The following is a 12000-nucleotide window of genomic DNA, read 5'->3' as shown; positions in this document are numbered from 1 at the left end:
CACAGGTCCTGCGCCACCGAATACCGCCTGCAGCTTGCCGGCCACCCGCCTGAACTCGTATACTGGACCCAATCACATGTTGGAGGTGCGCCATGCCCAGTGAAAAAACGATCATCGAGCTCTGCGGCCGCGTCGGGAAGCTGCTCTTGGAGAACGGTGCCGAGACCGGCCGCGTCGAAGGAACCGTCGAATACATCGGCGTCGCAGCCGGCGTCCCGATCTCGTGTCACGCGACGATGACCGCACTGTTCGTCGATGCCGACACCGACACGGCGACCCACCTCGTCAAGGTCCGGACCAAGGACTTCGACCTGCGCAAGGTCGACGCGGTCAATACCTTGTCGCGCCAGTTCACGGCCGGTGCCATCGATTTTGCCACCCTCGACCAAGCCGTCGGCGCCATCGAGACGACCCGGCGCGACTACACGTGGCCCCAGAAGATCTTGGGGGCTGGGCTGGTGTCGGTCGCCCCGATGCTGCTGTTCCAGGCTGCTTGGTCCGACCTGGCCTGGGCGTTCGGCGTCGGGATCGCCGGCTACCTCGCCGCCAACCAAGTCGGCCGCCACACCGAGACGCCATACATCGCGGTGGCAGCCGGCGGCGCCGTGATCGGGTTGCTGGCGACTGGCCTGCAACGCGCCGGGGTCGGCGTGAGCGCGGATAACATCATCATCTCGGCCTTGATGCCACTAGTCCCCGGCGTCGCGATCACCAACTCCCTGCGTGAGCTGATCGCCAAGCACACGATCTCAGGGCTGGTGCGCGCCGTGGATGCCGTGATGGTGGCTGGCGCAATCGGTGGCGGCGTTGTGGTCGGCGCCGCACTCGCTCACCTGCTGACGGGAGGGCGCGCATGATGCAACTACTGATCCACGCCATCGTCGCCTTTGCGTCCAGCGTGGGGTTCGGGATCATCACTAATATCCCGCGGCGAACGCTCCTACCGGCCGGGGTCACCGGCGCCGCCTCGTGGGTGGTGTACGTCGTGATCACCGGCCTGACACCCAACGTGATCCTCCCGAACCTGTTGGCGGCCGTCACCATCGGGCTCGTCGCCAACACGTTTGCCGTGGTCGTCAAGGCCCCCGTCAACGTGCTGTATATCCCCAGCCTCGTGTCGCTGGTCCCTGGCGCGATCATCTACATGAGTATGAAGGCCTTCACCCTCGGACAGGAAGCCGCCGCCCAGCAGGGGCTGATCAAGACGCTGACCATCGCGATCAGCCTCGCGGTTGGCTTCGTCGTGGCCGAGGCGCTTTTTCGCCCCCTGCGCCGCCACTTGCACCGACGGCCCGCCCGCTGACCCAGACACCATCCCATTGTGACCAGGCTATGGTCCACGACCTCAAGCCCGATTGGGGGCGTTCTCAACCGCCAACTAGCCACGCCCCGACCAGCACCGCAAGCAGCCCCGCAACGGTCGTGCCCAGAACATAGCCGACTGCGCGCCAGCGGCTGGTCGCCGCCAGGATATCGGCGTCGACCATCATCGTGGAAAACGTGGTCAACCCGCCGCAGAGTCCGGTCACCAGGAGGCTGCGTCGCCAACCGGTGCTCGGCAGGCTCGCCAGCATTCCGGCGACCAGCGCGCCGCTAAGGTTGACGAGGATCGTGGCGACTGGTCGCCCAGGCCAACGCTGCTTGCTCCACTGCGTCGTCAGGTACCGCAGGGTCGCGCCGCACCCTGCGCCCAAGGCGATCCACCCGATCATCGCGCCCACCGCCTTTGGCCCCACGCCCGCCCGGCCCAAGCGGCCAGCGCCCCGCCGCCAAGGTTGAGTGCGAGCACTGCCCCGGCGATGACGGGTCTGGTCGCGACCGTCTGCACCGCTGCGAGCACCAGGCTCGAAAAAGTGGTGAAGGCGCCGATGAAACCGGTGCCCAGCCCGAGCATCAGCCACTCCGGCAGCGCTGCCCGCTGGCTCAAGCCATAGGTCAGCCACGCCAAGCCGAAGCTGCCCAGCAAGTTGACCGTGGTCGTGCCCATGAGCGTCTGGCTGTCGTGCAACCACCACCCGACGGCGGCGCGTGCAACGCCGCCGCCCATCCCGCCGACAAAAACCGCGATGACCCCGGCAAGCGGGATCCTAGTCTGAATCATGTTACCCCTCCTATATTGGCAAAAAAATGACACCTACCCTGTCTGCACAAGGTAGGTGTCATCATCGGTGGCCCGAATAGGCGAACACCATCGCCATCTCAATGTGGTCAGTATACGCGTCGCGCTTGCGCCGCGCAAGTCACTTCAAGTATTGCCAGATCCCCCGCCCGACGCCGTCTTCCACGTTGCTCAGCGTGAGGTGCTTGGCCACCGCCTGGATCTCCGGCAGCGCGTTGGCCATCACGATCGGGGTGCCGACCATGTTCAGCATCGGCAGGTCATTGTGCCCGTCGCCAAACGCCGCGGTCTCGGCCGCACGCAAGGCGTAGCGATCCAGGATGTACTGGATGCCACGCGATTTTTGGGCCGCGGCACTGGTGACCTCCCACCAAGCGGTCCCGGACTGCTGCGCTGAGATGCCGGGAAACGCCGCCGCTGCAAAGTATGCCTGCAACCGCTGGAGCTCCGCGGGGTCGAAAGTGATCATCATGATCTTCAAGATCGCCAGGTCGTGGCGGGCGAACACCGTGTGCGGTTCCGCCAGCGTCGGCATCTGGTGCGAGACCGCGATCTCCCCGCGTAGCCCCTCGTCGATGCGCGCGGCGAACCAGTCGTCGACGGTGTAATAGCTCAGGCTGACCGCTGGAAAGTCGCGAGTCACCGCGGTGATGATCTGCTCCGCCACTGACGTATCCATCGGGGCCGCGTCCAGCACATGCCACCCCGTCGCCGCACGTTCGTAGATCAGCCCCCCGTTGAAGCCGATCTGCGGTCCGTCCAAGTCGAGGCGCGTGATGGCATCGGCCATCTCCATCGGCGCACGCGCCGACACCAAGGTGAACGGGATCTCACTGTCCCGGATCAACTTGGCGTTCGTCTCGCTGACGTTGCCGTTGGCATCCAGCAGGGTGCCGTCCATATCAGAAAAAATCATGCGGATCATCGTGTCCACTCCTATCGTCTTTGCCCTTAAGTGTGCGCTTTCGACGCTGGCTTTACCATACCAGCTGAAACGCGTTTCAGCGCAAGCCTTAAGTGGCCCGGCGTGGACACACTACGCGATCACGCCGAACTGGTAGCCTCGCTGGCGGTAGTAGGCGATGATCTGCGGCAAGGCCGCTAGCGTCGTCGTTTTATCCGGCGCATCGTGCATCAGAACCACCGTCGCGTTGTGCGGGCCGTACGCCTGCAAACTGCGGCTGTGGTACGCAAGCATCGCCGGGACCGTCGTCGGGCTGGTGCGCCCCAGCGCATCGCCGCTTGCCGCGTTCCAGTCGATCCAGCTCATGCCATGGGCGGCGACGACGGCGTCCGGCTTGGCGAGGTGCGCCGCCCAGGACATGTGGCCGCCGGGGTAGCGCCAGGCGTGGGTGACAAAGCCAACCCCGAGTACCCGGCGCACCGCCGCCAGGCTTTGGTCGATCTCCCAGGCGGTGGCCCCTGCGTTACCGGTGCGCTCGAAGCCATACGTGTGCGTCTGACTGTGCAGCCCGATCGCGTGGCCCTCGTCGTACTCGCGCCGCAGCATGGCGGCCGTGCGCGGGCCGACCTGCCGCCCAACGACGAAGAAGGTGGCGGGGACCTGCGCCTGGCGCAGCACCGCCAGGATCCGCGGCGTCATCGTCAGGTTCGGCCCGTCGTCAAACGTCAGGTACACCGTCTTGGGCTGGCTGGGATCCAGCCGCCCCGTCATCTCGGCGTGAACTGTAGCGGCCGGGTGGGCGTAAGCCGCCGCCCGGGCGTTGTGGTTGGTCCCCTGTGGCAGCGTGGCGGCCTGGGCCTGCGCATCACGCGCCCGGCTGGCGCTTGATGCACTAGCACTCGCAGCCTGGGCACTGGCCGCTTTGGTATTCGCCGCACTGGCGCTACTCGAGGCCGCCCGCGCAGCCTCGCTCGATCGCCGACTGGCGACCGCTTTGCTGCTGGCCGCTGCCTTAGCGCTTGGCGCCTGATGCACCGCGCTTCGCTGCGCCTGTTTGGGCCGCGCGCACCCAGCAAGTGCCGCGACCAGTAGTAATCCGATCAGCCATCGTTTCATGTTATCGCCCTCCACTGTCAGGATAGCATGGGGCGCACACGCGCGAATTAGAGTCTCTCATTTACCGGACGGATCGCGCGTTTTGGCCCGCGATCACACCCCAAAAACGCCTGAGCGATCACGCTCAGGCGCCTTGTCTCGGTGGGGTCAACCCCGCCAGCAGGAACTCGATGCACTCGGCGCAGACCTGATCCACATCCAACGCATCGCTGCTCATCACCACATTGGGCAACAAGTAACTGAGCAACGTCCCAGTGATGTAGCGCACGATCCGCATCGACGGCCAATCGACCAGCTCACCGGCCGCCTGATACTGGGCGAACAGCGGATCGACCGCCTGCAGCAGCAGGGTGTTCAAGTCGGCGGTCAGCCCGCTCAGGATCGTCGGGTCCTTGACCATCTCTTGAATAAACACGCGCATCTCACGGCGGTTGGCCATCACGAACTCGACCCGATCGCGCAGGGCGAAGCTGAGCAGATCGGCGAAGTGGCTGGCCTGCGCGTGCTGAAGCTTGGCGACAAAATTCCCCGCTTCGATCGGCAGCACCCCGCGCAAGAAGGGCTGCAAGACGGCCTGCAACAGTCCGTCCTTGGTCTTGAAACGCTTGAATACAGTCCCTTCCGACACCCCGGCGAGTTTGGCGATATCCAGCGTGCTCGTGCTGTCGAACCCGTGCGTCGCAAACAAGGCGAGGCTCGCGTTGAGCACCGCCTGTTGCTTCTTCGACAGGTGTGCGGCATCCAGTGACTGGGCAAAAAGCGTCGTCACATCCGTTTGCGTCATCTCAGTCATTCCTTATCCAGCTTGCTCGTCTTGGCCTGATCCGCCACCCCGTATGGCAGCATGACGCGCGTGCGCTTCTGTGTTCGGGTCAGGTGCCAAGTCGTCTCGCCCATCTTCAGGTCAAGTGTCTTGCCTCGGCGCGTGTAGGTCCCGACCGCCTTATGCGCCCCGCTTTGGGTGTACGAATACGTGGCCGGGTTGACATTGTTGGCCAAGTCATCGGCGTTGCTGTACCGGAGCCCTGCGATCTCGCCGTTCATCGTCAGCTTCTTGGCGCCAACGGTCAACCCCTCGTAGCGGCGGTAGTAGGTGCCAGCGCTAGCCGTCGCAGTCGTCAGCACGCCGCGCTGATCGGCGTCTGCGAGGAACAGCTCCAGCGTCAAGTCGTCTGCGGCGGTGAGCTTCGTGGTCTTGGTGCCGACCGTGTAGGTCTTGGCGACATAGACGGCGCCCATCGCGCTGCTGTCTTGCCGCTTGCAGGCGCTCAACCCCACCAGGGTGAGCACAATGGCCATTGATCCGATCAGTTTTGTGTGCATGGCTCTCTCCTTTATCATCCCTTCCAGTTTAGCACAGGAACCCCCCGCGCTGGCGCACAAATCGGGACGCCCCCAAAATGGCTGAGCCCCCCGCAACGATTCACGGTAGCGGGCCGGCCATTCCGGCCCCGGGCGCGCCGCAACGCGGTTGTGGTCGCAAAAAAAAGCGTGCGACAAACGTCACACGCCCTCCCTGTGCCCGCTGACGCCGATCGCGTAACGGGCGACCAGCGCCGAAGTGGGCGCCGATCAGTTCGCTTGCACCAGGCGATCTGCCTGAGCCACCGCGGCCATCGCCACGGCGTTGACCCAGCTGATCGGCTGGTCGAAGTTCGGCTGGAAGAAGAAGTCGACCATCGCCAGTGTATCGATCGTCATCTTGGTCTGGATCGCCATGGAGATGACGTTGGCGGACATGGAGACATCGTGTTGGCTGTAGAAGGCCCCGCCGAGCACACGGCGTGTTGCCGGGTCCCAGGTCAGCGTCGCCAGCACCGGGGTGGTCGTCAGCATGAAGTCCGGCCGGTAATCCTGCTCGATGGTCACGCTCTCGACGGCGACGCCGCGCGCCTTGGCGCCTTCAGTGGTCAGCCCGGTCGCCGCGATGCAGCGATCGAACAGCTCAACGGCACTGGAGGCCTGGGTCCCGAGGTACTTCTCCGTCGGCGCGGCGATGTTCTTGCCCACCAGCATCCCCTGACGCACCGCATTGGTCGCCAGCGGGATGTAGTCAGACTTGCCGGTCGGGTTGTAGTGAACAGCCGCGCTATCGCCGGCAACAAAAATGTCTTCGTTGCTGGTGCGCATATAGTCATCGGTCAAGATCGCGCCGTTGCCCAGCATCTCGACTTGGCCCTTCAAGAGCTCGGTGTGCGGCCGGAAGCCGATCGCCAAGACGGCGATGTCCGCGGTGTAGCGCCCAGCGTCGGTGGTCACGGTGATCTGGGTGTCGGTGTCTTCGAATCCGATCACCTTTTCACCCAATGCCAACGTGGTCCCGTTATCGCGGTACAGTGCCTCGACGCGGTCGGTGATCGTCGCGTCGAAGTTCTTCGCCAGCACTCGCGGCAGTGCGTCGACCAGGGTGACGGCCTTGCCGTTGACCGCGTACTGCTCGGCCAGCTCGGCGCCGATGTAACCGGCCCCGATCACCACGGCAGACTGGATCTGATCCGCGTTGGCCTGCAGCTTCTTCGCGTCGTTCCAGTCCTTGCAGAAGAACACGCGGCTGGAGTCGATCCCTGGCAGCGGCGGTACGATCGGCGCGGAGCCCGGCGTGAACACCAGCTTGTCATAAGTATCCGTGAACTGGGCGCCGGTCGCCAGCTCGGTCACGCTGACGGTCTTGCTCGCGCTATCGATCGCCGTGACCTCGTGGCCCATCTTCATGTCTGCGCCGAGCTCGGCGAGCTGTTCCGGGCTGGAATAAAACATCTTGTTGGGATCGGACACATGCCCGCCGACCCATAACGCGATCCCACAGGAGAGGAAGGACAGCGTGTCGTTCTTCTCGTAAACAGTCACGTCGTAATCGGGGTGTTCGGTCAGGGTCTGCTGTGTCGCAAAGGTGCCTGCGTGCGTGGCACCGACAACAATGATCTTCATATTAGGGTCATCCTTTCGGGGGTAGATTGAGAGTGCTTTCACATTATCATTCTACCACAGGTCGGCTGTGCACGGCTAGATAGCAGCAGATTAAATTGGCTATTATCAGTTTCTTAATGAACCGAGCCGCTTGAACTGATGCCGCTAGCTGCGGTATGCTAGCGCGAGACGACTAACCAGACCGGTCTCGGGTGTGAACCAGACCGGTAAGAAAGGACATGCCCATGATCCAGATCGCCCCTGCCACCCCCGACCAGCTCGACGCCCTGATGCGCATCGAGCGCGCCGGATTCACCCCGGCCGAAGCGGCCACCGTCCCCAGTATGACGACGCGCATCGCCACGATCCCCGACACCTTCCTCGTCGCCACCGACGCCCAGGCGGTGGTCGGCTTCATCGTCGGGCCCGCCTACACGAAACGCTACTTAGACGACGCCCTCTACGCGCGTACGCACCCGAACCAGCCCGACGCCCCCTATCAGACGGTGCTCAGTCTGGCCGTCGCTCCCACCCGCCGCGGACAGGGACTCGGCAGCCAACTGCTGACGGCCTTGGCGGATGTCGCCCGCGCACAGGGGCGCCGGGCCATGACATTGACCTGCCTGGCGGCGCTCGTCCCCTTCTACACACGCAACGGCTTCGTCAACGAAGGCCGCTCTGCGTCGACGCACGCCGGCGAAGTGTGGTACAACCTCGTGCAGACGCTGCACGCCTGACCATTCGACCCTCGGATGACTTGTTCCCCATCGGGTCAAGGGCCAATTAGTCGCACTTCACGTATTTTAAGCCGCTAGCCTCCGCCGATCATTCGTAAATTTACGAACGATCGACGGTTTTTTTACGGTTTTGCGCTTGTTTTCAGCCCGATCCAGGTCTATACTCCAACTTGGCCAGAAAAATTCGGACATTGCCACCCGATCAGTGGTGTGTCACTTTTAATGTTCGTGTTTTGCCGAAAAATTGTGTTGCAACACGCAAATCAATCCATTGGGGGACCATTCGCATGAAGTTCTGGAAAACACTCGCGGTGACCGGCACCGCCCTGCTCGCCGCCGTTGCACTGGCGGCTTGTGGAAGCAAGTCCGCAAGCGACAAGAGCAGCAAGACCAGCTACACGCCCAAGTCGTTGAACATCCAATTCGTTCCGTCATCCCAGGCCGACACGATCGAAGCCAAGGCCAAGCCGCTGGAAGGGCTCCTGAAAAAGGAGCTCGGGATCCCGGTCAAGGTCTCCGTCTCGACCGACTACAACTCGATCGTCGAAGCCATGGACTCTAAGCAAGTCGATGTTGGCTTCCTGCCACCTGACGGCTACGTTCAGGCCCACAAGCAAGGCGCCGCAGACATCTTGCTTCAGGCGCAGCGCTTCGGGATCAAGCAACCAGGTGGTCTCTCGACCACCAAGCTCTCCGACAGCTACCGGTCCATGATCGTGGTCAAGAAGGGCTCTAAGATCAAGTCGATCAATGACCTCAAGGGTAAGAAGATCGCGGTCCAAGACGTCACCAGTTCTGCCGGCTACATCTGGCCGATGGTCGAGCTGAAGAACAAGGGGATCGACATCGCCAAAGACGACACGCTGGTCACCGTCAAGGGGCACGACCAAGGCGTCATGTCCGTTCTGAACGGTGACACGGACGCGGCCTTCGTGTTCGAAGACGCCCGCAACGTGGTCAAGAAGGACGTGCCGGACATCATGGACAAAGTGATCCCGCTGTACTTCACCAAGCCGATCCCGAACGATACCATCGCGGTCCGCACCGATATGAGCAAGGCCTTCCGCACCAAGCTCGCCAACGCCTTCATCAAGATCGCGAAGACCAAGAAGGGCCACGCGATCATCTCAAGTGTCTACACCCACGAAGGGTACGTCCACAGTAAGGATTCGAACTTCGATATCGTGCGCAAGTACGAAAAGATCGCGAACGCTGACGCCGAGTGATCTTGGGGGCTCGTCCGAGCGAGGCTGAGAGGCACTCTCAGCCTCGTTTTGACGCCCACCGCATCGTCTTACACGCGGCCGTGATCTATTGCACGGCCGCGTGTTTGCGGCAATGGCGCCATTGCCGCCCGTCATTATAGGAGGAATACCCACATGGCAGAACCAAAGCCCGTCATTGAATTCGAGCACGTGAACAAGATCTACACCAACGGGGTCATCGGCCTCAAGGACATCGACTTGACCATCATGCCCGGCGAGTTCGTCGTCGTTGTCGGCCTGAGCGGGGCTGGCAAAAGCACGTTGATGCGCGCCGTCAACCGCCTGCACGATATCTCCAGCGGTGACATCCGCATCGATGGCGAATCGATCACGAAGGCCCGCGGTAAGCAACTGCTGCACATCCGGCGCAAGATCGGGATGATCTTCCAGAACTTCAACCTGGTCCGCCGCGCCACCGTGCTCAAGAACGTGCTGACCGGGCGCGTCGGCTATTACCCGACGTGGAAGATGCTCTTCGGCCTGTTCTCCGCCGAGGACAAGCAACGCGCGTACGAGGCCCTGCAGACCGTCGAGCTGGCGGATAAGGTCTACACGCGCGCCGATCAGCTCTCCGGCGGCCAACAACAGCGCGTCTCCATTGCGCGGGCGCTCACCCAGTCGCCGCGCATTATCTTGGCCGATGAACCGATCGCCAGCCTCGACCCGCAGACCACCAAGCGTGTGATGGACGACCTGCGGCGGATCAACCAAGAGCTGGGGATCACCATTCTGATCAACCTGCACAATGTCGAGTTGGCCCAGGAGTATGGGACCCGCATCGTCGGGATCCGCGCAGGCGAGAAGGTCTTCGATGGTCCAGTCACCAGCGCCGACGCCGCGACCATGGCGGCGATCTACAGCGGCCAGGAGGAGGCGTGAGCATGAGCCTACCTAAGCGCGCTTTTCCGTGGCAAAAATGGGTGCTCACCGCGGTCATGGTGCTCGGCCTGATCTGGTCGGCGATCATCACCGACGCCCACATCGGCAAGTTCTTCGAGAACTTCGGCGAGTTCACCAAGATCTTCGTCGAGATGTGCCAACCGGACTGGCACTACACCCCTTACGTGTTTGCCCCAATGCTTGAGACCATCAAGATGGCCGTGCTCGGGACCCTGATCGGCTCCGTGCTCGCGTTCCCCTATGCGCTGCTGGTCGCCCGCAACATCGTGACCAACAAAGTGGTCGTCGGCGTGTTCCGCTTCATCCTGAACATCGTGCGGACGATCCCGGACCTGATGCTCGCTGCACTGTTCGTCGCCGTTGTCGGCATCGGCCCGGTCGCCGGGGTCATCACCCTAGCAATCTTCACCTTCGGCATGGTCGGCAAGCTGTTCTATGAAGCTGTCGAGACCATCGACCCCGGCCCGCTCGAAGCGGTCCGGGCAGCCGGTGCCGGGCGCCTGGAGATCATTCGCTTCGCAGTTTTTCCGCAGATCGCCAATTACTTCGTCTCCTATGTCCTGTACGCGTTCGAGATCAACGTGCGCGCCTCGACTGTCCTCGGCTACCTCGGAGCCGGCGGGATCGGGGTCTACCTTCAACAGGCACTGTCCATGTTTCGCTATGACCGCGTCGGCCTGATGGTACTCGTGATCTTCGTCGTCGTGCTCCTGATCGATTACGTCAGCGGCAAAACCCGGGAGGCCTTACTATGACAGAGACGAATAAGTTACCTAAGGCCCCAGCGGCACACCGCCTCGGCTTTTGGCTCGGCTGGGCGGCCGTCCTCGTGCTGGTCGGCTGGTCCTTCACCGGCATGCCGAGCTTTGCGCTGAAGGAAAACGCGGTGGTCGTTGCCAAGTCCATGTGGGCCGGCCTGATCCACCCCGACTGGGGCTACGTCTGGACCGGTGATGGCGAAGACTTGACCAACGCCCTGCTCCAGACCCTCGGGATCGCCTTCCTAGGGACCTTCATCAGCGCGATCATCAGTCTGCCCTTCGCGTTCTGGGCGGCACACACCCCCAACAAGTTCTGGCTCACCTCGCGTTCCGGCAAATTCATCCTGACCGCGATCCGGACCTTCCCTGAGATCGTCATGGCGCTGATGTTTATCAAGGCCGTCGGACCCGGCTCCTTTGCCGGGGTACTCGCCGTCGGGTTCCACAGCGTCGGCATGCTGGCCAAGCTGTTCTCCGAGGCGATCGAGAACATGGATCAAGGCGCCGGCGAATCCGTCACCGCAGCCGGGGGCTCGCGCCTGGATGTCACCATCCTGGCCAGCCTGCCACAGCTGCTGCCGGAATTCGTCTCCAACACGTTGTACCGCTTCGAGCTAGCCATCCGCTCTGCCTCCATCCTCGGGATGGTCGGCGCTGGCGGGGTCGGCACGCCGCTGATCTTCGCGATTCAGACCCGTTCATGGAGCCGCGTCGGCATTATCCTGCTCGGCATCATCCTGATGGTCACGATCGTCGATTGGCTCTCTGGTACCCTGCGCAAGCGGCTAGTGTGAGTCGCCCCTGATCGCAAGTTGAAAAAGCCCAGCCTCGCATTCGCGCGAGGCTGGGTTTTTGGCGTCACTTGGACTCGGACTGAAGGTGGCACCGGTCGGTGGCGGCGCGCGGGGACTTACCAACGGTTGGGTGCTTGCTTACTGCTTCCCGACCGTCGTCGAGCTCCGCGGAGGCAACGGGCGCGCATCTTGCTACGCCAAGCACGCCGACCCCAAGACCAGGGGTCAACGCGCTTGGCTAGGCAATCTGTCGCCCTAAGTTCGCCTCCGCTGCGCTCTGGTTCGTCGAGCTGCGAAGCGCATGTGGGTGCGGTCTAAGGCGGCCCAACGCAAGGCCACGCCTGGGGATGCGCACAATATTGTGGCTTTGGGGCTGACGTTGGGCGGGGTCTCACCAATGGTTGGGTGCTTGCTTACTACTTCCCAATCGTCGTCGAGCTCTGCAAGGCCAACGCGGGCGCGTCTAGCTACGCCGGACACCTTGGACCCAGGAGCGG

General features: G+C 62.9%; 14 protein-coding genes and 1 riboswitch. Of the genes, 7 read left to right on the top strand and 7 right to left on the bottom strand.

Annotated features, from left to right (window positions below; genetic code table 11):
* Positions 1-92 precede the first annotated feature (92 nt).
* Both HII33_RS05675 and HII33_RS05670 read left to right on the top strand, forming a co-directional pair.
* Entirely contained in the window at positions 93-857 is a 765-nt protein-coding gene (locus tag HII33_RS05675; protein ID WP_179394844.1) for a threonine/serine exporter family protein, read from the top strand.
* Positions 857-1303 (top strand): threonine/serine exporter family protein, encoded by a 447-nt coding sequence (locus HII33_RS05670; RefSeq protein ID WP_179395753.1) that lies wholly within the window; start codon positions 857-859, stop codon positions 1301-1303. The genes HII33_RS05675 and HII33_RS05670 overlap by 1 nt, the downstream gene beginning before the upstream one ends.
* A gap of 64 nt (positions 1304-1367) precedes the next feature.
* On the opposite strand, the gene HII33_RS05665 is transcribed toward HII33_RS05670, so the two are convergent.
* The 7 genes from HII33_RS05665 to HII33_RS05635 form a co-directional block, all read right to left on the bottom strand.
* The gene (locus tag HII33_RS05665) at positions 1368-1712 is read right to left on the bottom strand and encodes a fluoride efflux transporter FluC (protein WP_179394843.1); all 345 of its coding nucleotides are present in this window, start codon (positions 1710-1712) and stop codon (positions 1368-1370) included.
* Positions 1709-2101 (bottom strand): fluoride efflux transporter FluC, encoded by a 393-nt coding sequence (locus tag HII33_RS05660; protein ID WP_179394842.1) that lies wholly within the window; start codon positions 2099-2101, stop codon positions 1709-1711. The genes HII33_RS05665 and HII33_RS05660 overlap by 4 nt, the downstream gene beginning before the upstream one ends.
* Positions 2102-2146: 45 nt before the next feature.
* Positions 2147-2205, bottom strand: a riboswitch (Fluoride riboswitch).
* Positions 2206-2240: 35 nt separating this feature from the next.
* Complete coding sequence (locus tag HII33_RS05655; protein WP_179394841.1) at positions 2241-3044, bottom strand: HAD family hydrolase; 804 nt, start codon at positions 3042-3044, stop codon at positions 2241-2243.
* Between the two features lie 111 nt (positions 3045-3155).
* Positions 3156-4139 (bottom strand): polysaccharide deacetylase family protein, encoded by a 984-nt coding sequence (locus HII33_RS05650; protein ID WP_179394840.1) that lies wholly within the window; start codon positions 4137-4139, stop codon positions 3156-3158.
* Positions 4140-4263: 124 nt separating this feature from the next.
* Positions 4264-4923: a TetR/AcrR family transcriptional regulator gene (locus HII33_RS05645; protein WP_179394839.1), complete on the bottom strand. Its 660-nt coding sequence runs from the start codon at positions 4921-4923 to the stop codon at positions 4264-4266.
* A gap of 5 nt (positions 4924-4928) precedes the next feature.
* On the bottom strand, positions 4929-5462 hold the full coding sequence (locus HII33_RS05640; protein WP_179394838.1) for a hypothetical protein: 534 nt from the start codon (positions 5460-5462) through the stop codon (positions 4929-4931).
* A gap of 249 nt (positions 5463-5711) precedes the next feature.
* On the bottom strand, positions 5712-7067 hold the full coding sequence (locus tag HII33_RS05635; protein WP_179394837.1) for an FAD-dependent oxidoreductase: 1356 nt from the start codon (positions 7065-7067) through the stop codon (positions 5712-5714).
* Between the two features lie 224 nt (positions 7068-7291).
* Here HII33_RS05635 and HII33_RS05630 point away from each other — a divergent pair, with 224 nt between their 5' ends.
* From HII33_RS05630 to phnE (HII33_RS05610), 5 genes are all read left to right on the top strand, one after another.
* Positions 7292-7783: a GNAT family N-acetyltransferase gene (locus HII33_RS05630; protein WP_179394836.1), complete on the top strand. Its 492-nt coding sequence runs from the start codon at positions 7292-7294 to the stop codon at positions 7781-7783.
* A gap of 287 nt (positions 7784-8070) precedes the next feature.
* Complete coding sequence (locus HII33_RS05625) at positions 8071-9009, top strand: phosphate/phosphite/phosphonate ABC transporter substrate-binding protein (RefSeq protein ID WP_179394835.1); 939 nt, start codon at positions 8071-8073, stop codon at positions 9007-9009.
* Positions 9010-9162: 153 nt separating this feature from the next.
* A complete protein-coding gene (gene phnC, locus HII33_RS05620; RefSeq protein ID WP_179394834.1) occupies positions 9163-9927 on the top strand; it encodes a phosphonate ABC transporter ATP-binding protein in 765 nt (254 codons plus the stop codon).
* A 2-nt stretch (positions 9928-9929) separates the two neighbouring features.
* Positions 9930-10703, top strand: coding sequence for a phosphonate ABC transporter, permease protein PhnE (gene phnE, locus HII33_RS05615; RefSeq protein WP_179394833.1), 774 nt, complete (start codon positions 9930-9932; stop codon positions 10701-10703).
* Positions 10700-11503 carry a phosphonate ABC transporter, permease protein PhnE gene (phnE, locus tag HII33_RS05610; RefSeq protein WP_179394832.1) on the top strand — a complete coding sequence of 268 codons (804 nt, stop codon included), beginning with the start codon at positions 10700-10702 and terminating at the stop codon, positions 11501-11503. Before phnE (HII33_RS05615) ends, phnE (HII33_RS05610) begins: the two co-directional genes overlap by 4 nt.
* The last annotated feature ends 497 nt before the right edge of the window (positions 11504-12000 follow it).

The organism is Lacticaseibacillus absianus, from assembly GCF_013407595.1.
GTDB lineage: Bacteria > Bacillota > Bacilli > Lactobacillales > Lactobacillaceae > Lacticaseibacillus > Lacticaseibacillus absianus.
Note: the sequence above shows the minus strand (reverse complement) of the source record. Positions and strands in the feature narration are given on the sequence as shown.